Raw genomic sequence first — 21,247 nt, 5'->3', positions numbered from 1 at the left:
TGGAAGGATCCTGAGCCGTCAGCCGCCGCGCCTGCGATGAGTGACGCGGTGGCCGCGCCGGTGGCGAGCGCGACGCCGGCGGATGAGCGGTTTCTCGCCGCGGTGCGCGGGCAGTTGGCCGAGGCCGCGGTGGATCTGCGGAACGAGGAGATCTCCGTGATCGGCGGGCAGGCGTGCGCGTCGCTCGCTGCCGGGCATCCGCGTAAGGCGGTCGCGGCGGAGGTCACCGAATACGGGCTTCCAGCCGCCGAAGCCCGGCAACTGGTCGGCCTGGCCCGGCGCACCCTGTGCGAAAGCGAAGCCGAAGCCGCAGGTGAAAGCGCAGGCGAGGCCGCCGGCGGCGACGTGGACCCGAGCGACAGCGCGGACCCGAACGGGAGCGTGGACGAAAGCGGCAACACGGACGAAAGTAGCAGCGGAGGCTGACCACCGACACGGACCATTCGTGTGCTTTCGACCGTTCAGGTTTTCCGGAGTGCCTGGAAGGCCGACGCCGGAAGTGGGATTGATATCGGCCACAGTGCCCTCGTTCAAAGACCCGCGTTATCCGCGATGAAGACTTCGGGATCGGCCGAAAGTCGCAGTCGCGCACAGGGTTTGGAGACGGTGGGCAGATGTTCGGCACAGGTACTGCCGAGATGCTGGGATCACCCAAGACACGGGAGGTCACGATGTCGGCACGAGGAATGCTCAGCCTGGTCGGGAACGCCGTCGGCGGTCTGATCGGCTGGTCGGAGCCGGTTCCGCCGGCGGATCCCGAGGTGTTGCGGGCGCTGTTCGCCGATCTCGGGGTGCGGGTCGGAGCGGACGACGCGGAACTCGTCGAGGCGGTCCGCTATTTCCAGACGCGGACCGGGCTGCCGGCTGACGGCGACGCCGGGCCGCGCACGGTTCATCTGCTGGCCCGGTACGCGGCCGAGGCCCGCGAGATAAACCGCATCCGGGCGGCCTGATCCCTTCGGATGATTGTCCGTTTCTCAGAGGTTTTGTCGGAGGTTGTCAGCAGTGAGGGCGTCGACCGGCGACGCCGGACAACCGGAGGACGCCATGGACCGCCGCAAGAGCCTCGCCGCCCTGGTCACCGCGTGCGCCGCCGTCGCGCTCGCCCCGGCGGCACCTGCGAACGCCGCACCCTTCATCGCCACGTCGATCACACTGGACCGGTCCGGTGGCTTCGCGGGACAGCAGGAGACCTTCCAGGTCGACCGCGGAACACCCGGCGGGCCGCTGGCGCTGCGCATGGCCGGCAGCCGTGACTTCCTGCGGCTACGCGCCTCGTACCAGCCGAAGGACCCCTGCTGCGACCGCTTCGAGTACCGGCTGAGCGTCACCTACCGCAGCGGCTACCGCAAGACGGTCTCGACGGTCCAGGGCACCCCCGACGTCCCGCCGATCCTGTGGAAGGTCATCACTGAGGTCGAGCGGGTCGGCACCGGGTCCTGACCGGTTCGGACCTTGGTCACGTCCTCGGGGCGAGGACGGCGATGGTCGCTGCTGCCCGAGGCCGGATGACCGTTTCTACATGCTGATGACCCGGGCGTCCCGGGCGGCGGGCTCCACGATCGGACCTCGTCAGGCCGGTCGCGATGAGCGATCAACTGGTCACCTTCTACGACGACGCCACCGGCGAACACACCGGACTCACCGCGGCCGGGCTGGGTGACTGGGTTGCCGCGACGGCCGATCTGCTCACCTCCCGGATGCGGGCTGCGGCGCGGCAGCCGGGCCGGGGTGCTGCTGCCGCCGCACTGGCAGACGGCGGCGGTGCTGCTCGGGGCGTGGGCGGCCGGGATCGAGGTGTCGTTCCGCGGCTGGGGCGCGGCCGGGCTGTCGCCGGACACCGGGCCCGAGCTGGACGTGACATTCGTCGAACGGCGACGCGTGACAGCTGGCTCGAAGACGTGCCGGCGGCCGCGCACCGGTTCGTTCTGGGGCTGACACCCTACGGTGGGCCGGCTCCGGACGTACCTCTCGGTTATCGGGATTTCGCGCCCGCGGCGCGGGCCCGCCCCGGAACGCCGCCACCATCGGACCGGGTCGCGGCGGGTGCGGCGGCCACCGTCGACGGCATGACCCTCGGGGAGTACGGCGTGACGGCGGCCGCTGTGGCGCAAGCCCGTGGGATCGAACCCGGCGCCCGGATCCTGGTCGACACGGCAGCCTGCGAGGACCCGTGTCGTGGCTGATGGCACCGCTGACCGCGGGGGCGTCGATCGTGCTCTGCGCCAATCTGGACCAGTCCCGTCTCGACACCCGCATCACCGCCGAAGGCACCACCCGGCTCCTATGACCCCCGATCGGCGAGCCCGTCCCGACACCCGCAGCACGGCCGCAGGCCTCACCCGGCTCCTATGACCCCCGGTCGGCGAGCCCGTCTCAGGCGCCCCGGCGCGGGACGTAGTCGTCGCAGTCGACGCCCTCGGCCAGGCCCAGGCTGTCACCGTTGCAGAGGCGGACCGACGGAAGTGACCGGCTGCCCCAGAGGCGGTTGACCTCGGTGCGGAAGGTCGCGGTTCCCGGGCTGCACAGGGCGCCGACGGTGTGCCACTCGATGCCGTCGGCGGGACCGTTGCGGGTCGTCTGGAGCACGCCGCACGGCGCTCGGCCGGTGACCTTGAGACTGACGGTGATCTGCGAGGCGCCCTTGGCCGTGGTGTAGGCGCCGGAGGCGACCGCGCCGGGAACGACCAGCCGGAACGGCAGACTCACGACACCCGGCCTCGCGAGCGACGGCGCCGCCCCCTGACCACCGGGGACGCTTCCGGCGGCCCGTTCACTCGGGGCGGGTGGGGCGGAACGATCGGTGGGGCTCGTCAGTTCCTGGACCGCGGCGGTCGCGGTGGCGGGAAGGACGAGCAGTGTCGACGCGACGATGACGCCGCTGATGACGCGAAAGGCCAGGGACTTCTTCATCGCCTTCTCCGGGTGTCGGCTACTTTTCCGGCACCATCCTGGCGACAGGCCATGCTCACCGATCAGCAAACCGCCGTCAGTTCGGGACATTTCATCCGAAGGAGGTCTGGCTCAGCATTCGTCGCATACAGACCCGGGGCCACCGGTCGAGCCCTATCGCGGTCTCGTGCGCACGCACCGCTCGAAGCTCCGGCGTGATCGCCGCATCCGACATCGTCTCGAATCCGCACCGCCGGTAGTAGGGCGCGTTCCAAGCCACCTCTGCGAAGGTGGTGAGGGTGAGCGCCGTCGCCCCGACTCTCAGCGCGTAGGCCGCCGCACGATCGAGCAGCAGCCGCCCGATCCCCCGCCGCGAGAACCGCGGGTCAACCGACACCTGCTCGACGTGAACGTTCCCGTCGACGAGATCGGCGATCAGGTAGCCGATCACCCGGATCCCCTCCGCGCGAGCGGTCAGCGACTCCGGATCCACGGCGGCCCAGGCGCGGCCAGCGGTCACATACCCGGCCAGGACCTCGACGGACAGCGGCTCGTCGTCGGCGATCTCCGGCATGCCGATCTCCCGGAACAGCGAACCCGCGGCCCGCTCGATCTCCCGCAGTGCCGGTAACTCGTCGAGCCGCGCTTCCCTGATCCACATCCGGCCGATTCTGCTCCGGCCGGCCGCGGCCGTAACGCGATTTTCCGCGGCGCACCACCGCCTCACTGGTCGAAATCGATCACCACCTTGGGGTGGTGGGCAGGGACTGGCAGGTGAGGACGAACCCGGCGTCCACCTCGGCCGCCTCCAGCGCGAAGTTGCGCCGCATCGTGACCTCGCCCTCGGTGACACGGGCCCGGCACGTCCCACAGACCCCGCCCTTGCAGGCGAACGGCAGGTCCGGCCGCGACTTCTGGGCTCCGTCGAGCAGGGTCACACCCTCCGGCACGGGTACGGTCGTCTTGCGCCCGTCGAGCACCACGGTGACCTCGCTGGTCGGCCCGGCCATCAGCGCTTCCGGGCGGACCGGCGGAGGTGGCGCCTCGTCCACCCAGAAGAGCTCCCGGTGCACCCGCCCGGCCGGTACCCCGAGCTCGCCGAGAACCGTGGTCGCGTCGGTGACCATCCCGAACGGCCCGCAGAGCCACCAGTGATCGACCGCCGGCACGTCAACCATCAGCGGCAGAAGCTCCCGCAGTCGTTGCGCGTCGAGCCGGCCACTGAACAGCTCGGACTCCCGCGCCTCCCGCGACAGCACGTGCACCAGCTCGAGCCGGTCCGGGTGCCGGTCCTTCAGGTCGGCCAACTCCTCGGCGAACATGACCGTGTCCGCGCGCCGGTTGCCGTAGAAGAGCGTCACCTCGGCCCCCGGGACGGTCCGGGCCGGGCGGCACGATCGAGCCACCCCGCCGACGACGAGGCCGGAACCACCGCACTGTCCAGCAGGGAGGCTGCGATGGACAGGACCGGGGTGATACCCGATCCGGCGGCGATCAGCACGTGCCGGCCACCGGCGGCGAGATCCGGTGTGAACGTGCCCGACGGCGGCGCCACCTCGACCAGGTCACCGGGCCGGAGGTCGTGCACGATCCACCGCGAGATCCGGCCGCCGGGCACCTCCCGCACACCGATCCGCGGCGCGGCCCCGGCCGGTGCACAGATCGAGTAGGTGCGCCGTTCGCCGTCGCGGTGCACGGTCAGTGACTGCCCCGGACCGAACCGGAATGCCGTCGACAACTCGGGTGGAACGTCGAACGTGACGGCGACCGCGTCCGCGCACAGCCGGTCGATCGCCGCGACCCGCAGCGGATGGAATGGCATCTCAGATCTCCCGCACGTGTTCGAACGGCTCCCGGCACGCGGGGCATCGACGCAGCTCACGGCAGGCGGTGGCGCCGAACGCCGAGAGCACCTCGGTGGACGACTGCCCACATCGGGGACAGGCGACCGCGGTGCGCACGCCGAGGGTGAGCGGGATCGGAGCCGCCGCACGCGCGGGGGCCGCACCCGGTGGGGCGATCCCGGCCTCGGCGAGTTTGCGTCTGCCGGTCTCGCTGATCCAGTCGGTGGTCCAGGCGGGGGCCAGCACGGTACGCACTTCGGCCCGCCCGAACCCGGCTCGACGCAACGCGACGTGGATGTCGCTGCGGATCGTCTCCATGGCCGGACACCCCGAGTAGGTCGGCGTGATGGTCACCACGACACCGTCGTCATCCTGCCGCACGTCCCGGACGATCCCCAGCTCAGCAAGGGTGAGCATGGGCAGCTCCGGGTCGACGACCGTCCCGACCACGTCAGCAGCCGTCGCCGTCGCCGTCACCAGGAGCCCCCGGGAACCGATCGGGCCAGCTCCTGCATCTCGTCCAGGATCGCCGCCAGCTCGGGCCCGTGCTCCCCGTCCCGCCCGCCCGCGGAGTCAACCGAGCCGGACGGCCCCGCGGAAGTAGACGAGCCAACCGAGCCGGGAGGCTCCGCGGAAGTAGACGAGCCAACCGAGCCGGGCGGCTCTGAGAACGTAACGGAGTCGGCGGAGCCGGGCGGCTCCGCGAACGAAGCGGAGCCGGGAGGAGGAGCGGAAGGGGGACGTGGCGACGCGGGCGCGGACGGGTCGAGCGTCGCGGTGGTCAGCACGTACGCCCAGATCTCGTCGAAGGCCGGCCGCACCTCCGCCGGGTCCACGGCGACTCCTGCCGCGACCAGCCGGGTCTCCACCGGATGCGGCTGGAACAACTCGCCGAGCAGCGGCGTCAGCTCCTCGACGGCCGTGGCCATCCGCTGCCGGGAGAGCTTGGTACCGTCGCCGAGGCGGACCACCCACTGGGCCGCATAGTCCCGGTGGTAGGTCACCTCCTTCACTCCCTTGGCCGCGATCGCCGCCAGCATCGGGTCGCGTGAGCCGGTGAGCCGTTGCAGCAGCTCGAGCCGCCACACCGAGAAGGCGCAGAGCCGGGCCACGAGGTGCGCGAAGTCGGCGTCGGCCCGCTCGGTGAGCCGCACGTTGCGGAACTCGGCCACCGCACGGCGCATGGCCAGCTCGTCCTCGTCACGACCGCGGCCCTCGGCGACACCCGCCCGGGTGAGCAGCAGGCGGGCCTGGCCGAGCAGGTCGAGGCCGATGTTGGCGAGCGCCAGCTCGTCCTCCAGCTCCGGCGCCCGGGTGATCCACTGCTGCAGGCGGTGTGACAGGACGAGGGCGTCGTCGCCGAGCATCAGGCAATACGTGGCGAGGTCGCCCCGGTCCACGCCGTCGGGCAGATCGTCGGCCACTCCGGCCAACGGATCACTGAACCCCGTCCCGTACGCCCAGCGGGCATCGTCCTCATGATCGGTTAGCGCGTCGTAGGCGTCGTCGAATGCCATGCTTCGCCCCCTCAGATGTGCGGTACGGAGTCGGGGATCGCGTAGTGCGTGGGATGCCTGTAGACCTTGTCGGCGCTGGGCTCGAACAGCGACTCCTTGGCGGCCGGGTCGCTGGCCACGACGGCGTCGGACCGGACGACCCAGATGCTGACACCCTCGTTGCGCCGGGTGTAGAGGTCACGCGCGTGGTGCAGCGCCATCTCGGGATCGGCGGCTCGCAGCGAACCGACGTGCACATGGTTGAGGCCGCGCTTGGCCCGCACGAACACCTCGAACAACGGCCACTCGTGACTGGTCATGCCATCCCTTTCGCCGCGTGGGCCACGGCCGCCTCGCGCACCCATGCCCCGTCGGAGTCGGCCTCGCGGCGCCGGCGGATGCGCTGCTCGTTCATCGGCCCGCCGCCGGTGATCACCCGTTTCAGCTCGGCCCAGTCGGGCTGCCCGAAGTCGTGGTGGCCACGCTCGGGGTTCCACCGCAGCTCCGGGTCGGGCAGGGTGACGCCGAGCGATGCGGCCTGCGGCACCGACATGTCGACGAAGCGTTGCCGCAGCTCGTCGTTGGTGTGGCGCTTGATCTTCCAGGCCATCGACTGCGCCGTGTTCGGCGACTCGGTGTCGGGCGGACCGAACATCATCAGCGACGGCCACCACCAGCGGTCGACGGCGTCCTGCACCATGGCCTGCTGGTCGGTCGTGCCGCGCATCATGGTCATCAGCAGCTCGTAGCCCTGCCGCTGGTGGAACGACTCCTCCTTGCAGATCCGGATCATCGCCCGCGCGTAGGGGCCGTAGGAGCTGCGGCAGAGCGGGACCTGGTTGCAGATGGCGGCGCCGTCGACGAGCCAGCCGATCACACCGACGTCGGCGAACGACATGGTCGGATAGTTGAAGATCGACGAGTACTTCTGCCGGCCCTCGATGAGCCGCTGCGTGAGGTCGCCCCGGTCGGCTCCGAGGGTCTCGGCCGCCGAGTACAGGTACAGCCCGTGGCCGGCCTCGTCCTGCACCTTGGCGAGCAGGATCGCCTTGCGGCGCAGCGTCGGCGCCCGGGTGATCCACTCCCCCTCCGGCTGCATGCCGATGATCTCCGAGTGCGCATGCTGCGCGATCTGCCGGATCATCGTCTTGCGATACCCCTCCGGCATGTCGTCGGCCGGCTCGATCCGCTGATCCCGCGAAATCGCCTCGTCAAAAGCCGACGCGGAGGAGGAAGAGGCGGCGGAGACAGCGACGGAGGAGGAAGAGGCGGCGGAGACAGAAGCGGAGGAGGAAGAAGAGGCCGAGGAGGAGGCAGAGGAGAGGGACGGCGGAGAAGGCGGCGCTGAAGACGGGGCGGTGGCGGGGGACGGCGAGGACGTGGCCGCAGGCGAGAGAGGCGCCGAAGAGGACGAGGGCACCGGCGAGGACGAGGGCACCGGCGAGGCGGCGGTCATGAGGGCACCACGTGACGACGGGACTGGAGGGTGAAGAAACGCCCGGCCACGAACCAGTCGTCGGTCAGCGAGGCGGTGGCTGCCGGGTTGGCGCCGGTGCCGTGCAGGTCGCTGAAGGCCGCCGTCTGGTTGACGAACACCCCACCGGTCAGGTTTTCGGAGAGGTGCACCCCGGCATCCAGCGCGGCGTTGCGGGCGGCCTCGACGACCGCGGGCGAAGTCGAGTGGACCAGCGCGGACAGGGCGCCGTGCGCCCGCACCGACGAGGTGAAGACGGCGAGGCTGTGCGCCGTGGAGTCGGTGGTGATCAGATACGAGACCGGGCCGAAGCACTCCCGCGTATACGTCTTCTCGTCGGCCGCGTCGAGTCGCACCACGACCGGGGTGCGGATGGTGGCGCCGGGGAACTGCTCGTCACTGACCGCGGCCGACGGGTGCAGGACGCCCGGCCCGGATGCGGCCTCCTCGAGTCGCCCGAGCACGCCGTCGTTGACGATCGCCCCGAGCGTCCCGGCGGCGCGCCGCGGGTCGCCCAGCAGCTTGTCGATCGCGGCCGACAGGTCGGCTCCGAAGGTCTCGGCGTCACGATGGCCGGCGTCGGTCTCGATGCCGTCGCGCGGGACCAGGATGTTCTGTGGGGTGGTGCACATCTGCCCGCTATACAGCGAGAGGGAGAAGGCCAGGTTGCGCAGCAGGCCCTGGTAGTCGTCGGTGGAGTCGACGACGACCGTGTTGAGCCCCGATTTCTCGGTGTAGACGACGGCCTGGCGGGCGTTGGCCTCCAGCCAGTCGCCGAACTCGCTGGACCCGGTGAAGTCGACGATCCGCACGTCGGGGTGGGTGGCGAGAGTGGCCGCGATGCCGTCGCCCGGCTCCTCGGCGGCCAGGGTCACCACGTCGGGGTTGAGCCCGGCCTCGGCAAGGACCTCACGGCAGACCTGCACGGTGATGGCGAGCGGGAGGACCGCGCCGGGGTGCGGCTTGACGATGACCGGGTTGCCGGTGACGAGGCTGGCGAACAGGCCGGGGAATCCGTTCCACGTGGGGAAGGTGGTGCAGCCGATGACCAGTCCGATGCCGCGGCCGACGACGGTCGCCGTCTTCTCCATGGCCAGGTCGCCCTTGGTCCAGGAGGTCTGCGCCGGCAGCCGGGTGGTGGCCGACAGCGCGACGGCGACGGCCTCGAGACCGCGGTCGAGGGCGTGGGTGCCGCCGGCCTGGAAGGCCATCACGAACGCCTGGCCGGTGGTGTGCTGCACGGCGTGGGCCAGCTCGAAGACGCGGGCGTGCAGGCGGGTGAGGATCTCGGCGGCGACGGCGGCCCGGCCGGTGGGCCCGGCGTCGCGCCAGTCGGGGACGGCGGCGCGGGCGGCCGCGACGAGCGCGAGCGGGTCGGCTTTGGGATAGCTGACGCCCAGCTCGATGCCGTAGGGCGAGCGCTCGGTGGCGACCGTGCCGACGGCGCCGGGCACGTCGACCGGGAACGGCTGGCCGAGCAGGGCGGTGAAGGCGCGGTCGCCGGCCGGCGCCGCCTCCTCGCCGTAGACCTTCTTGCTCGGCGACTCGGGGAAGGCCGACCAGTAGTCACGTGCGGCTGCCGCCGAGATCGCGCGGTCGAGCAGCTCGCGATGGGTCTGGTACAGCTCAGCGGGACTCGTCGTCATGCCCTCCATTAACCGCCCGATCGGTCGGTAAATCAAGGGGCTAGATTCTGCCTGTGGAGAACAGCCGTCGCCGGGGCCGTCCGGGCCATGATCAGGGCGCGGTGCTGACCGCCGCCGTCCGGCTGTTCAACACCCATGGTTACGACGCGACCAGCATGTTCGACATCGCCGAGTCGCTCGGGATCACCAAGTCGACGCTCTATCACCATGTCAGCAGCAAGGAGCAGTTGCTGACGATGGCCGTGGACCAGGCGCTCGGCGCGCTGGAGGAGGCCGCGCGGGAGGCGCTGGACAGCCCGGACCCCGCGACCGTACGCCTGAGGCGCCTGATCCGGCGCAGCGTCCTGGTGCTCGCCGAGCGCCTGGAGTTCGTCACCCTGATGTTGCGGGTGCACGGCAACACGGTGGCCGAGCAGCACGCCGTGGACCGCCGCCGAGCCTTCGACCGGATCGTCACCGACCTGATGAAACAGGCGCAGGCCGAGGGTGGCGTGCGCGCCGACGTGGATGCCGCCACCGCGGCCCGCCTGATCTTCGGCATGGTGAATTCGCTGATCGAATGGTACAAACCGGATCGCGGTGTCCCCGATTCGATTGCCGACACAGTTTCCGATCTCGCGTTCGACGGTTTACGCACGCACTGACCCCCGCGCGGGGGATCGCCTGACACGGGCTGATGCCGGACCATTTGCCAACAACAGCGCTATCTGCCAACAACAGCGCCGCCATGTGTCGGGCAGTTGTCTTCGCCGTCCGCGCCCGCTGCCTAGGGTGGCCGCTGAGAGACACCGAACGATTCAGCCATCTCGCGATCCACCATGCGCAGAATGCGCCGAATCCAGGCTAACGAAAGCGTAGGTAATCAACATGCCTCGTCTCGGACACGGCCGATCGATCTCCGACGAAGACATCGACAAGGCGAAACGGGAGCTCGCCGAGTTCGCCGCCCGCTCCCCACTGGCGTTCGCTCTGGCGCCGCCGGTGGCCACCCATCCGTTCGACCTGCTCTTCCCGACCTTGCAGGAGGACGAGGCGAACCTGCTGCCACGGTTACCGGACACGCCCGCCAAGCTGAAGCGGCTCGGTCAGGCGATGACCGACGAAGAGGGGCAGGACGACAGCCCGATCCCGGCCGCCTACACCTACCTCGGCCAGTTCATCGACCACGACATCACTCTCGAGGTCGACGACAAGAGGGCGGGCCTCGGGTCCGGTGACATGGCGGTGCTGCTCGACCCGGGGATGACGCCGCTGTCGCCGGACCAGATCCGCCGGGTGCTGCGCAACCAGCGGACCGCCCAACTGGACCTGGACAGCCTCTACGGCCCGCCCGCCCCGCGCGACCCGGACAACCACGACCGGATGCTGATCGGCAAGGTCCACGAGATCACGCTGCAGGATCCGCCCAACCCGAATCGGCCGCCCCTGGCCCGGCCGAAGGGCAAGGGCGACGACAACGACCTGCCCCGCGAGCCGCGCGACGCCGATCCGAAGTTCGACCGGGCGGCACTGATCGGCGACCCCCGCAACGACGAGAACACGATCATCTCGCAGCTGCACGTGGCATTCCTGAAAGCGCACAACAAACTGATCGACCAGGGTCTGCCGTTCCGTGACGCCCGCCGGGTGCTGCGCCAGCACTATCAGCACATCGTGGTGCAGGACTTCCTCAAGAAGATCGCCGACAAGAAGATCGTCGACGACGTCGTGGTGCACGGGAACAAATGGTTCAACCCGCACGCCGAGCCGTTCTTCATGCCTATCGAGTTCGCCGTCGCGGCGTACCGTTTCGGGCATTCGATGGTCCGTAGCCTCTACAACTTCAACTCCAATTTCCGGGCCGACACCCGCCCGCCCGGCAGCCTGGACCTGCTGTTCGTGTTCACCGCGCTGAGCGGCCAACTGGGTGAGGACATCGACCTGGAGCCGGCCGACAGCCTGCCGGAGAACTGGATCATCGAATGGCAGAACATCGTCGGCTCGGGCGACGGCGTGATGAAGACCCGCAAGATCGACACGAGGCTGGCGTCGCTCAACGGCGGGGCGCTGTTCCGGCTGAAGAAGACGACGGGCGAGCCGGAGGCGCCGGCCGACGCGGGCCGGCTGGCGGTGCGCAACCTGCTGCGCGGCTACCGGCTGCGGCTGCCCACCGGTCAGGCGGTCGCCGACCTGCTCGGCGTGCCGGTGCTCAGCAAGGACCAGATCCGCCGGGCGGCGGGCAACGACGCCCAGCGCGCCGCCCTGGACGAGAGCGAGTTCCTGACCCGTACGCCGCTCTGGTATTACGTGCTGGCCGAGGCGAAGGCCCTGCACGACGGCGCCCACCTGGGCCCGGTCGGCAGCACGATCGTGGCCGAGGTGCTGGTCGGCCTGGTCCGCCGCAGCGAGGACTCGATCCTCAAGCAGCCGGGCTGGCGGCCGACCCTGCCGTCGGAGAAACCGGGCACGTTCGAGCTGGCCGACCTGTTGCGCCTGGCCGGGGTGTTGCCGGGCGGTCAGTCGCCGCGCACGTACACGGTGCAGCGTGGCGACAGTCTCGCCAAGATCTCCCGGGAGCAGCTGGGCAACGAGGCCCGCTGGCCGGAGATCTTCGTGCTCAACCGGGCCACCATCCAGAACCCGAGCCGGATCTTCCCCGGCCAGGTGCTGTTCCTGCCGCCGGCCCAGCCGACCGGCCCGGTCCCGAGGCTGTACACGGTCAAGGCCGGCGACTCACTGTCCAGGATCGCCCGCGAGCAACTCGGCGCCGAGAACCGCTGGCGTGACATCTTCACCCTCAACCGCGACGTCATCTCCGACCCGGACCGCATCTTCCCGGGCCAGATCCTGGTCCTGCCTCACTAGAGAGGCCCGCTGATCAGAGCAGCGGGCAGCAGGCGCGGGCCGCCGATCCGGGGAGTCATCACCCGGCGGCGGCCCGGCGGCTGGCCGCGGTCAGGCTCCCCCCGGCCGCAGATGGTGCCGCTGGTCCCGTTTCCCCGCCAGGTATTCCGCCCGCGCGTCCCGGGTGCTGTGCAGCGTGGCCACCTCGGCGACGGGCACCTCCCACCACGACTCGGACGCGGGTGCGGAGGGGCCCGGGTCGGTCTCGATGTGCAGCACGGTCAGCCGTTCCGCCTCGCGCGCCTGCTTGATGCCCTCGACCAGGTCGGTGATCCCCCGGCAGCGGATCACCGACGCGCCCAGGCTCTCGGCGTTGGCGGCCAGATCGACCGGCAGGCGCGGGCCGTCGTAGTCGCCGCTGCGCTGGTTGCGGTACCGGTACTCGGTCCCGAACCGCTGCGACCCGACCTGCTCGGAGAGCCCGCCGATGGACGCGAATCCGTGGTTCTCCACGATGATCACGATGAGTTTGACGCCCTCGGCGACGGCGGTGACGATCTCCTGCGCCATCATCAGGTACGACCCGTCGCCGACCAGGGCGAACACCTCGCGGCCGGGTTCGGCCAGTTTGATGCCGAGCGCGCCGGCGATCTCGAATCCCATGCAGGAGTAGCCGTACTCGACGTGGTACTGCTTCGGGTCGCGGGCCCGCCACAGCCGCTGCAGGTCCCCGGGCAGGCTGCCGGCCGCCTGCACGACCACGTCCCGGGCGCCGCACGCCTCGTTGACCACGCCGATCACCTCGGCCTGGGTGGGCAGCTCCCCCGGTGTGCCACGGCCCCGGCACGCATGGTCGACCGCCGCCCGCCAGGCTGCCACGTCGTCGTGGAAGTCACCGGTGAAACGGCGGCCGTGCAGGGCGGGCAGCAGCGCGCTCAGTCCGGCGCGGGCATCGCCGACCAGCGGCAGCGCGGACAGTTTCCCGGCGTCGAAACCGGTCACGTTGAGATTGACGAACCGTACGTCCGGCCGCTGGAACGCGGTCCGCGACGCCGTGGTGAAGTCGCTGTAGCGGGTGCCGACGCCGATCACCACGTCGGCGTGGCGGGCCAGCCGGTTGGCCACCGGGTTGCCGGTCGCGCCGACCCCGCCGACCGCGTTCGGGTGGTCCCAGTCGAGCGCGCCCTTGCCGGCCTGGGTGTCGGCCACCGGGATGCCGGTCTCACGGGCGAACCGGTCGAGGGCGGCCGACGCCTCGGAGTAGATCACTCCCCCACCCGCGATGATCAGCGGCCGTTGCGCGCCCCGGATCACGGCCGCAGCCCGCTCCACGGACAGCGGATCCGGCGCCTGGCGGGGCACGTGCCACACCCTTTTCACGAACAGCTCGTCCGGGAAGTCGTACGCCTCCGTCTGAAGATCCTGGGGTAGGCAGAGGGTGACCGCCCCGGTCTCCACCGGATCGGTGAGGACCCGCATGGCGCTGAGCAGCGCGGACGGGAGTTGCTCGGGCCGTTGGAGGCGGTCGAAGAACCGTGACAGCGGCCGGAAGGCGTCGTTGACCGAGACGTCGCCGGCCCGCGGGTCCTCCAACTCCTGCAGGACCGGGCTGCTCGCGCGGGAGGCGAAGACGTCCGACGGGAGCAGCAGCACGGGCAGGCGATTCACCGTCGCCAGTGCCGCGCCGGTGAGCATGTTCGTCGAGCCGGGACCGACCGAGGCGGTGCACGCCATCGTCGACAGCCGGTTGCGCATCCGGGTGTATCCGACGGCCGTGTGCACCATGGCCTGCTCGTTGCGGGCCAGCCGGAACGGCATGTCGGGCGCGCCGGTGCGCTGTGCCTGTAACAGCGCCTGACCGATTCCGGCCACGTTGCCGTGCCCGAGGATGCCGAGGAAGCCGGCCACCGCGCGCTGCTCGACGCCGTCGCGTTCGGTCCATTGGCTCGCCAGGAAACGCACCACCGCCTGTCCGACAGTGAGCCGCTGTTTCACGGTCGCCTCTTTTCGCGGATCGAGGTGAGTGGCAGCCGGGAATCGACCCGCTCGGCGGCCCAGCGCCCGCGGACCCAGCCGTGGGCCGGGTCGTCACGGACCAGCCGGCGCCGCTCTCCGGGGCCGGCCATCACGTTCAGGTGGTACAGGTCGTAGCCGGGCGCGGCCATCGACGGGCCGTGCCAGCCGTACGGGACGAGCACGACGTCGCCGCTGCGCACCTCGGCGCACACGTCGATGGGGCGATCCGGGTGGCCGTACACCCGGTGGTATCCGCAGCCGTGACCACCCGCCGGGGAGGCGGCCACCTCGAAGTAGTAGATCTCCTCCAGGCAGCTCTCGCCGTCGCCCTGCTCGTCGTGCTTGTGCGGCGGGTAGGACGACCAGTTCCCGCCCGGGGTGAGCACCTCGCGGGCGATCAGCCGGTCGGTCTCGAACGAGTCCGGGGCGCAGAAGTCGTTCACCTGACGGCTGGCCTGCCCCGCGCCGCGCAGCCGCACCGGGACGTCCTCGGCCGGACCGTAGCGGAACGGCAGGGTCCGGTCGGCGCGGGCGGCCGGCAGCGCGAACCGTCCCCCGTTCGGGGCGCGCAGCGTCACCTGTGTCCGGCGGGGCAGGTAGGCGAAGTCGGTGACGCGGGAGAAGACCGACCGGCGGCCGGTCAGGGTGAGGCGCTCGTCGTCGCAGGCCACGTCGCAGCCGCCGGACAGGGGCAGGACCAGCATCTCGTCGCAGCCGGTGGGGAAACGGACGCGGCCGCCGACCGGCAGGTGCACCACGCGCAGGCCGCTGTAGTGCCAGCCGGCGTTCTCCGGGGTGACCACGACGTCGAAGGGCCGTTCGGCCGAGCTGCCACGCGGGACGAGCGGGTTGACCCGGGCCGTCATCGGCGGGCATCTGCCGCGAGGCGGCGATCGCTCCGGCAACGCTGACGGAGCGCATCGCCGCCTCGAGGGGTCATGCGCGGTCCCTTCGCCTGGGGCACCCAGCAGTGATGGACCGGCGACGCTGGGTTCGGGCCTGGTTTCGATGTAATTACGTGGCCACGTCCGCGTCAATACCGGGTTTAGTTGCACAGTCAACTAATACGGCGTACGCTTGCCTCAGAAATAGTTGAAGCTTCAACGGAGGTTGCCATGCGGATGCCCGCCCTGTTCCTCAGCCACGGCGCCCCGCCGCTGGTCGACGACCCCACCTGGGTCGCGCAGCTGCAGGAGCTCGCCGCCGGCCTTCCGCGACCGAAAGCGATCCTCGTCGCCTCGGCCCACTGGGAGTCCGCTCCACTGATGCTCGGCGCCACCTCCACCGTCCCGCTCGTCTACGACTTCGGCGGCTTCGCCCAGCGCTACTACGAGGTGCAGTATCGGGCGCCCGGGGCACCGGACCTGGCCGAGTCGGTGCGCAAGCTCATGCCCGATCACCGGACCGTCGCCCAGACCGACCGCGGGCTCGACCACGGCGCGTATGTGCCACTGACCGTCATGTACCCCGACGCCGACATCCCCGTCCTGCAGATGTCACTGCCCACCCTCGAGCCCGACGCGCTGCTCGACCTGGGCCGCCGGCTCGCCCCGCTGCGCGACGAGGGCGTCCTGATCATCGGATCCGGCTTCACCACCCACGGCCTGCCGTTCCTGCGCGACTGGCGCCCCGACGCGGCCGCGCCCGGCTGGTCCCGCGAGTTCGACGCATGGGCCGCCGAGACCCTGGCCCGCGGCGCCGTCGACGAGCTCGCCGACTTCCGCGACCGCGCCCCCGGCATGCCCTACGCGCACCCGACCATCGAGCACTTCGCGCCGATGTTCCTCACTCTCGGTGCATCCGAGGACCCGGCCCAGACGCCCACTCAGCCGATCGAGGGCTTCTGGATGGGTCTCGCGAAACGTTCCTTCCTGGTCGGATAAGGCCGCTTCTCAGGATGTTTGCAGAAACTTTGGAGATCCTGTGAAGCATGCTTGAGGTCTCCGCGCTCGGGTGGATCGTCACCATCGGTGTCATCGTCGCCCTGCTCGCCCTCGATTTGACTCTCGGGGTGCTCCGTCCACACGTCGTCGGCTTTCGCGAGGCCGCCGGCTGGTCGATCTTCTACATCGCCGTCGCCATCGTCTTCGGCATCGTCTTCGGGAATGTCTACGGCTGGGGCTTCGGCACCGAGTATTTCGCCGGCTACATCGTCGAGAAGAGCCTGTCGGTCGACAATCTCTTCGTCTTCGTCATCATCATGACCACGTTCGCGGTGCCCGAGAAATACCAGCAAGAGGTGCTCACCTTCGGCATCATCATCGCGCTGATCCTGCGGGTGATCTTCATCGCGCTCGGCGCCGCGCTGCTCAGCGCGTTCTCGTTCATGTTCCTGGTCTTCGGCGCGATCCTGCTCTTCACCGCGGTGCAACTGTTCCGGCACCGTGACGAGGATCCCGATGTCGGCGAGAACGCGCTGGTCAAAGCCGGCCGCCGCTTCCTGCCGGTGACCGACGACTACGTCGAGGGCAAGATGGTCACCCGGGTCGACGGCAAGCGCATGTTCACGCCGTTGTTCCTGGTGCTCCTCGCGATCGGCGGCACCGACCTGCTGTTCGCCCTCGACTCGATCCCCGCGGTGTTCGGCGTGACCGAGTCGGCGTACATCGTCTTCGTCGCCAACGCCTTCGCCCTGCTCGGCCTGCGTGCCCTGTTCTTCCTGGTCAAGGGCCTGCTGGACCGGCTCGTCTACCTCTCCACGGGCCTGTCGCTGATCCTCGCCTTCATCGGCGTCAAGCTGGTGCTGCACTGGGCGCACAAGGACATCAGCGCGTCGGTCCCCGAGGTGGCCACGCCGGTCTCACTCGCGGTCATCATCGGCATCCTGATCATCACGACGGTTGCCAGCCTGATCAAATCCAGCCGCGACCCGTCGCTGAAGGCCCACCCCGGCAGCCTCCGCGCCAAGCCCACCGACCAGCAGCACGCCGACAACTGACCACCACGCGGGGGTCGCCGCAGGCGGCCCCCGCGCCCTCACTTCTCTTTCCCGGGTACGGCCACACGCCCCGCTACCACCAGGACACCCTCCGGCACCGTCCGTGATCATCCGGACAACCCGACAACCGCTCGTCACATCCTGCAACCGCAGCCGAGCGTTGGGCGAGTGTGCCAACCACAACCGTTACCGATGATCGGTTGCGCGCTGACGCAGGCAGCGGGAAAACGATCTTCATGAATGATGCATTCCGGACCGCGCCGCGCCGGTCCCGCCCGTCGAGCGAACTCACCGATCGTGAAGTCCAAGTCCTCACCCTGGTGTCGCACGGCAAAACCAACAAGCAGATCGGCGCCGTCCTCTACCTGAGCCCGGCGACCATTCACAGCCACCTGAAGAAGGTGTTCCGCAAACTCGACGCCAACGACCGCGCGCATGCGGTCGCACAGGCGTTCCGAGCAGGGATGCTGCGATGACTCCCCAACCGCCACTCATCCCCGCCAACGCCGACACCCACCGCCGGCCGGCCGCATCCTCCTCGCCGTAGATCCGCCGGCCGCTCCCCCGCAACCGACCGCGGGTGCCCGGACGCCCGGGCACCCGCGGTCACTGTTGGGCGGGTACAAGCCGCGTCCCGCAGCGCGTGCACGATACGGGCGTGCGTATCGAGCGTTTCGCCTTCTCCGTCGAATCCGTCGAGGCCGTCCCGGGCGGGTGGCGACTGGAGGGCGAGCCGGACTATCACCCGCGGCACTGGCCACAGCAGGGTGAACGATTCAGCCTCGCCTGCAAAGAGTCCGGCCGGCGGCGACGCGACGTGGACCTGGTCGTCGTGGAACTCACCGAGTCGTACGCCATCGTCCGCGGCGCCGGCGGTGAACTGCTCCGGGATGACGACATCGTCTCCGGCGAGCGCACCGTCGCGGACCGCACCGAGACACGCCGGGCACCGGCCGAGGCCGCCGCGCACCTGGCCGACATCCTGGGCCTGGCCCCCACGGCCGATCACGCCGGGAACGACAGGGACTGGCCGATCGCCGAGACCGAGCTAGGCGTCACACTGCCCGGCGACTACCGGGCCTTCATCGACGCCTACGGCCCCGGATCGGTCGACGAGCACCTCCACGTGTGCGCCCCCGGCGCGGCCGAGAAGTGGGCCGACCTGATCGAGCACCACTCCTACGCGCACGAGTGCGTCGGCGCGGAGTTCTTCGGGCCGGGCAACTGGCGCCGCGGCCTGCATCTGGGCGACGTGTCGCACTGGACCAGCGACCGCGACGACATCCCCACATGGTTCGAGCCCGGCGACGACCTGATCTCCTGGGGGCACACCGGGAACGGCGATTTCCTCTTCTGGCACGTCAAGCCCGGTACGGCCGCCGACGACTGGACCGTGGTGTTCAAGGAGCGGGGGCCGCTGTGGGAGCGGTACGAGACCGGATTCGCTGACGCGCTGGCCGGGCTGCTGACCGGCGCCATCCAGTCCGAGTATCTGAGCCGTTGGCTCGGCGGTCCACACTCCTACGGCCGCTGACCGATTCGGGCACGGCCCCCAGGGGGTGCTGTGTGCTGCGATCTCCGCCAGGACGACGGCCCGCGGCCGCCATCGGCTGACAGTGATCGCTCACCCACGCCGGCACGGACCGTGGGCAGCGGTCCGGGCCGGGCGGCGGAGTCAGCGCTCTTCGGGAGCCTCCGACTCGGCAGGAACCGCGGAGTCGGACGCCTGCGGGCGGCGCGGGCGCGGGGCCGGGCGCCGGGCGGTGCGAGGACGCGGAGCCGAGGTCTCGGCGGCGGGTGGCACGGGTTCTGGAGTGCCGGCGGCGGGTGGTGCGGGGTCCGGGGTGTCGGCGGCGCCGTTCGATGACGGGCTCTGGTCGCCGGGGGTGGCTCCGCGGCGAGTGCTCGGCCTGGCGGGGGCACGTTTGCGGGGTGCCGGCGCTGGGCGGGGCGCCTCGGGCGTACCCCCGTTGCCGTCTGTGGAATCGGACAAGCGCTGCTCGCCGCTCGTCGTCTCGCCCGGAGTCGTCACGTCGCTCTCGTCGACGGCGGCCGTCGGCGCGCCGGGCGTGTCCGTGTCCGCCGTGTTGCGATCACTTTCGGCCGTCACGCCGGCGGGATCGACGGCAGCTCTTCCGGGAGGCGTCGCTTCAGCGACCGGGGCGTCGGCGGCGCTTTCGGGGTTTGTGGCTTCTACAACCGCGGTGTCGACGGCGCTTTCGGGGCGCGTGGCTTCAACAACTGGGGCGTCGGCGGTGCTTTCGGGGCGCGTGGCTTCTGCGACCGGGGCGTCGTCGGCTTTCGTCGGGGCGGGCTTCTCCCTGACGATCGTGGAGGCGCTGCTGTCGGCGGTCTCGGCGGTGGTGGGCTCGCCCGTCGTCGCGGTCGTGGGCTCGCCCGTCGTCGCGGTCGTGGGCTCGTCGGTGATCACCGGGGGCGCGGACTCGCCCGGGGCCAGGGGTGGGTGACCGGTACCGATCACGGCGTAGACGTCGGGGCGCTCCCGTCGGAGCTTGCGGCCCCAGACGATGCCGGCGATCAGCGCGGCCAGGAACGACAGGATCGGCGACCAGATCTTGGCGATGTTGTCGGTGCCCAGCAGGACGCTGAAGAACGCCACCGTGAGCAGCAGCACCACGGAGAGGAAGACCACCGAGATCCACGGGGCGATCGCGCGGCGCCAGCGTGTCTCTCCATGCTCGCCGCGGCGGAAGAAACGGACCACCGCGACGGCGGCGATGGTCATCAGCACGAGGACGCCGAGGCCGCCGGAGACGGTGCCGAAGAAGAAGAGGTCGGTCGTCGGGTCCCACGTCGCGATCGCGAAGACGATCAGCACGACGACGGCCAGCGCGGACTGGGCGGTCGAGGCGGCGACCGGCACGCCGTCACGGGTGCGGGCCAGGGCGGATGGCAGCACACCCTCGCGGGCCACGGTCAGCGCGTAGCGGGCGACGGTGTGGTGGAAGGCGAGCATCGCGGCGAACAGGCTCGTCGCGAAGAAGATGCGGCCGAGGTCGACGAGGACCGCCGGAAGATACGGGTCGGGCAGGAAGAAGAACAGGTCGTCGAGGTGCTGCCCGGCGATCGCGACGATGTTGTCGGGGCCGGCGACGACCGACATCGCCCATGCCGTGCCACCGTAGAGGAACGCCGCCACCAGCAGCGTGAAACCGATGGCACGGGCGATCGTGCGGCGCGGATCACGGGCCTCGGCCGCATAGACCAGGGGCGCCTCGAACCCGACCATGCCGGCGATCGCGGCGACCAACAGCGAAACGCCGCCCGCCGTCGCGATCAGTCCCGGGTTGAGGGTGTCGAAAGTGATCGTCCCCCCGTACGGATTTCCGATCATCACGGCATCGAAGATCAGAACAATGAGGACCTCGGCGCAGACCAGGACGGTGAGGATGCGGGCGTTGAGATCGATGTCGAGACGGCCGAGAAACGCGATCAAGGCCCAGCCGATCAACGCGCAGATGATCCACGAGATCTCGATGCCGAAGATCGACAATGCGTTGTGGGTGGCCACGCCGAAAGCGCCGTACAGACCGATCTGCATCGCGTTGTAGGCGACCAGCGCCACGAACGCGGTGCCCACACCGACCGGACGGGAGATGCCGATCGATGCATACGCGTAGAAGGCGCCGCTGTTGGGGACGTGCCTGGCCATCGCGGCGAGCCCCACCGCGAAGACTCCCAGCACGGCGGCGACCAGCATGTACGCCACCGGAATACCCTTCTCCCCCACCTCGCCGTAGCCGAGCGGCAGCGCCCCGGCGACAACGGTGAGCGGAGTCATCGCGGAGACCGCGATCACGAAGATCGGCCAGGTGCCGAGCTTCCTTTCCGGTTGGGACATGGCGCCTCCCGTGTCGAATCGACTCTGAATCGATGACCGGCCTCCATCATGGCCCTCACGACGGGTAAAACGATATAGAAAAATGTCGATCATGAATGGTTCGGGTGAATTGGATCTTCCGGTGGCGCTCGTTCCGGCGCCGTCGGACGTTTCCGATGTCCCCGCACGGGTGTCGGTCCGTCACCTCGCCCGCACCCTTCGGTGCCGTCCCTCGACTGCGCCACTCGCCGCTGCCCTTCGTCTGTGCCGCCGCGCC

The 21,247-nt window shown here is 70.2% G+C and carries 20 protein-coding genes and 1 pseudogene; 10 read left to right on the top strand and 11 right to left on the bottom strand.

Annotation, left to right across the window (positions count from 1 at the left end; all coding sequences use genetic code 11):
- Positions 1–36 precede the first annotated feature (36 nt).
- The 4 genes from ACQPZW_RS16400 (at position 37) to ACQPZW_RS16385 (ending at position 1,938) form a co-directional block, all read left to right on the top strand.
- Entirely contained in the window at positions 37–426 is a 390-nt protein-coding gene (locus ACQPZW_RS16400; protein ID WP_433795738.1) for a DUF732 domain-containing protein, read from the top strand.
- 245 nt (positions 427–671) lie between these two features.
- Positions 672–953, top strand: coding sequence for a peptidoglycan-binding protein (locus ACQPZW_RS16395; RefSeq protein WP_433795737.1), 282 nt, complete (start codon positions 672–674; stop codon positions 951–953).
- A gap of 52 nt (positions 954–1,005) precedes the next feature.
- Entirely contained in the window at positions 1,006–1,443 is a 438-nt protein-coding gene (locus ACQPZW_RS16390) for a hypothetical protein (RefSeq protein ID WP_433795736.1), read from the top strand.
- A gap of 225 nt (positions 1,444–1,668) precedes the next feature.
- Positions 1,669–1,938, top strand: coding sequence for a hypothetical protein (locus ACQPZW_RS16385; protein ID WP_433795735.1), 270 nt, complete (start codon positions 1,669–1,671; stop codon positions 1,936–1,938).
- A gap of 438 nt (positions 1,939–2,376) precedes the next feature.
- Here the strand turns inward: ACQPZW_RS16385 and ACQPZW_RS16380 are convergent, their stop codons facing one another.
- The 8 genes and pseudogenes from ACQPZW_RS16380 to paaN all read right to left on the bottom strand — a co-directional run bounded on the left by ACQPZW_RS16380 (position 2,377) and on the right by paaN (position 9,352).
- Positions 2,377–2,913 (bottom strand): hypothetical protein, encoded by a 537-nt coding sequence (locus tag ACQPZW_RS16380; protein ID WP_433795734.1) that lies wholly within the window; start codon positions 2,911–2,913, stop codon positions 2,377–2,379.
- 91 nt (positions 2,914–3,004) lie between these two features.
- A complete protein-coding gene (locus ACQPZW_RS16375) occupies positions 3,005–3,553 on the bottom strand; it encodes a GNAT family N-acetyltransferase (protein ID WP_433795733.1) in 549 nt (182 codons plus the stop codon).
- Between the two features lie 79 nt (positions 3,554–3,632).
- Positions 3,633–4,714 (bottom strand): annotated as a pseudogene (locus ACQPZW_RS16370) (2Fe-2S iron-sulfur cluster-binding protein).
- 1 nt (position 4,715) lies between these two features.
- Positions 4,716–5,153 (bottom strand): 1,2-phenylacetyl-CoA epoxidase subunit PaaD, encoded by a 438-nt coding sequence (gene paaD, locus ACQPZW_RS16365; protein ID WP_433797556.1) that lies wholly within the window; start codon positions 5,151–5,153, stop codon positions 4,716–4,718.
- Between the two features lie 56 nt (positions 5,154–5,209).
- Positions 5,210–6,253: a 1,2-phenylacetyl-CoA epoxidase subunit PaaC gene (paaC, locus tag ACQPZW_RS16360; RefSeq protein ID WP_433795732.1), complete on the bottom strand. Its 1,044-nt coding sequence runs from the start codon at positions 6,251–6,253 to the stop codon at positions 5,210–5,212.
- An 11-nt stretch (positions 6,254–6,264) separates the two neighbouring features.
- On the bottom strand, positions 6,265–6,552 hold the full coding sequence (gene paaB, locus ACQPZW_RS16355) for a 1,2-phenylacetyl-CoA epoxidase subunit PaaB (protein ID WP_433795731.1): 288 nt from the start codon (positions 6,550–6,552) through the stop codon (positions 6,265–6,267).
- Entirely contained in the window at positions 6,549–7,400 is an 852-nt protein-coding gene (gene paaA / locus ACQPZW_RS16350) for a 1,2-phenylacetyl-CoA epoxidase subunit PaaA (protein ID WP_433795730.1), read from the bottom strand. Before paaA ends, paaB begins: the two co-directional genes overlap by 4 nt.
- 284 nt (positions 7,401–7,684) lie before the next feature.
- Positions 7,685–9,352 carry a phenylacetic acid degradation protein PaaN gene (gene paaN / locus ACQPZW_RS16345; RefSeq protein ID WP_433795729.1) on the bottom strand — a complete coding sequence of 556 codons (1,668 nt, stop codon included), beginning with the start codon at positions 9,350–9,352 and terminating at the stop codon, positions 7,685–7,687.
- A 101-nt stretch (positions 9,353–9,453) separates the two neighbouring features.
- Here paaN and ACQPZW_RS16340 point away from each other — a divergent pair, with 101 nt between their 5' ends.
- Both ACQPZW_RS16340 and ACQPZW_RS16335 read left to right on the top strand, forming a co-directional pair.
- Positions 9,454–9,996, top strand: a complete 543-nt coding sequence (locus ACQPZW_RS16340; protein WP_433795728.1) for a TetR/AcrR family transcriptional regulator — start codon at positions 9,454–9,456, stop codon at positions 9,994–9,996.
- Between the two features lie 223 nt (positions 9,997–10,219).
- A complete protein-coding gene (locus ACQPZW_RS16335; protein WP_433795727.1) occupies positions 10,220–12,196 on the top strand; it encodes a LysM peptidoglycan-binding domain-containing protein in 1,977 nt (658 codons plus the stop codon).
- A 90-nt stretch (positions 12,197–12,286) separates the two neighbouring features.
- Here ACQPZW_RS16335 and iolD read toward each other — a convergent pair whose 3' ends face one another.
- Positions 12,287–14,170 carry a 3D-(3,5/4)-trihydroxycyclohexane-1,2-dione acylhydrolase (decyclizing) gene (gene iolD / locus ACQPZW_RS16330; protein WP_433795726.1) on the bottom strand — a complete coding sequence of 628 codons (1,884 nt, stop codon included), beginning with the start codon at positions 14,168–14,170 and terminating at the stop codon, positions 12,287–12,289.
- Entirely contained in the window at positions 14,167–15,057 is an 891-nt protein-coding gene (iolB, locus tag ACQPZW_RS16325; protein WP_433795725.1) for a 5-deoxy-glucuronate isomerase, read from the bottom strand. Before iolB ends, iolD begins: the two co-directional genes overlap by 4 nt.
- Positions 15,058–15,306: 249 nt before the next feature.
- Between iolB and ACQPZW_RS16320 the strand changes: the two genes are divergently transcribed.
- The 4 genes from ACQPZW_RS16320 (at position 15,307) to ACQPZW_RS16305 (ending at position 18,663) form a co-directional block, all read left to right on the top strand.
- Positions 15,307–16,074, top strand: coding sequence for a dioxygenase family protein (locus tag ACQPZW_RS16320; protein WP_433795724.1), 768 nt, complete (start codon positions 15,307–15,309; stop codon positions 16,072–16,074).
- Positions 16,075–16,121: 47 nt separating this feature from the next.
- Positions 16,122–17,129, top strand: coding sequence for a TerC family protein (locus tag ACQPZW_RS16315; protein ID WP_433795723.1), 1,008 nt, complete (start codon positions 16,122–16,124; stop codon positions 17,127–17,129).
- 200 nt (positions 17,130–17,329) lie between these two features.
- The gene (locus ACQPZW_RS16310) at positions 17,330–17,605 is read left to right on the top strand and encodes a response regulator transcription factor (RefSeq protein ID WP_433795722.1); all 276 of its coding nucleotides are present in this window, start codon (positions 17,330–17,332) and stop codon (positions 17,603–17,605) included.
- A 182-nt stretch (positions 17,606–17,787) separates the two neighbouring features.
- Positions 17,788–18,663 carry an SMI1/KNR4 family protein gene (locus ACQPZW_RS16305; protein WP_433795721.1) on the top strand — a complete coding sequence of 292 codons (876 nt, stop codon included), beginning with the start codon at positions 17,788–17,790 and terminating at the stop codon, positions 18,661–18,663.
- Positions 18,664–18,804: 141 nt separating this feature from the next.
- On the opposite strand, the gene ACQPZW_RS16300 is transcribed toward ACQPZW_RS16305, so the two are convergent.
- Complete coding sequence (locus tag ACQPZW_RS16300) at positions 18,805–21,084, bottom strand: APC family permease (RefSeq protein ID WP_433795720.1); 2,280 nt, start codon at positions 21,082–21,084, stop codon at positions 18,805–18,807.
- Positions 21,085–21,247: the final 163 nt, after the last annotated feature.

Origin of the sequence: Actinoplanes sp. CA-252034 (assembly GCF_050956125.1) — a bacterium.
Taxonomy (GTDB): Bacteria; Actinomycetota; Actinomycetes; order Mycobacteriales; family Micromonosporaceae; genus Actinoplanes.
This window is presented reverse-complemented; position numbering and strand designations above follow the sequence as displayed.

Coding starts and splice junctions, on each gene's coding strand:
- iolB (WP_433795725.1), bottom strand. CDS start 15,057: ATGACGGCCCGGGTCAACCCGCTCGTCCCGCGTGGCAGCTCGGCCGAA.
- ACQPZW_RS16315 (WP_433795723.1), top strand. CDS start 16,122: ATGCTTGAGGTCTCCGCGCTCGGGTGGATCGTCACCATCGGTGTCATC.
- paaD (WP_433797556.1), bottom strand. CDS start 5,153: ATGCTCACCCTTGCTGAGCTGGGGATCGTCCGGGACGTGCGGCAGGAT.
- ACQPZW_RS16395 (WP_433795737.1), top strand. CDS start 672: ATGTCGGCACGAGGAATGCTCAGCCTGGTCGGGAACGCCGTCGGCGGT.
- ACQPZW_RS16320 (WP_433795724.1), top strand. CDS start 15,307: ATGCGGATGCCCGCCCTGTTCCTCAGCCACGGCGCCCCGCCGCTGGTC.
- paaC (WP_433795732.1), bottom strand. CDS start 6,253: ATGGCATTCGACGACGCCTACGACGCGCTAACCGATCATGAGGACGAT.
- ACQPZW_RS16375 (WP_433795733.1), bottom strand. CDS start 3,553: ATGTGGATCAGGGAAGCGCGGCTCGACGAGTTACCGGCACTGCGGGAG.
- paaB (WP_433795731.1), bottom strand. CDS start 6,552: ATGACCAGTCACGAGTGGCCGTTGTTCGAGGTGTTCGTGCGGGCCAAG.
- ACQPZW_RS16380 (WP_433795734.1), bottom strand. CDS start 2,913: ATGAAGAAGTCCCTGGCCTTTCGCGTCATCAGCGGCGTCATCGTCGCG.
- ACQPZW_RS16335 (WP_433795727.1), top strand. CDS start 10,220: ATGCCTCGTCTCGGACACGGCCGATCGATCTCCGACGAAGACATCGAC.
- ACQPZW_RS16300 (WP_433795720.1), bottom strand. CDS start 21,084: ATGATCGACATTTTTCTATATCGTTTTACCCGTCGTGAGGGCCATGAT.
- paaA (WP_433795730.1), bottom strand. CDS start 7,400: ATGCCGGAGGGGTATCGCAAGACGATGATCCGGCAGATCGCGCAGCAT.
- ACQPZW_RS16400 (WP_433795738.1), top strand. CDS start 37: ATGAGTGACGCGGTGGCCGCGCCGGTGGCGAGCGCGACGCCGGCGGAT.
- paaN (WP_433795729.1), bottom strand. CDS start 9,352: ATGACGACGAGTCCCGCTGAGCTGTACCAGACCCATCGCGAGCTGCTC.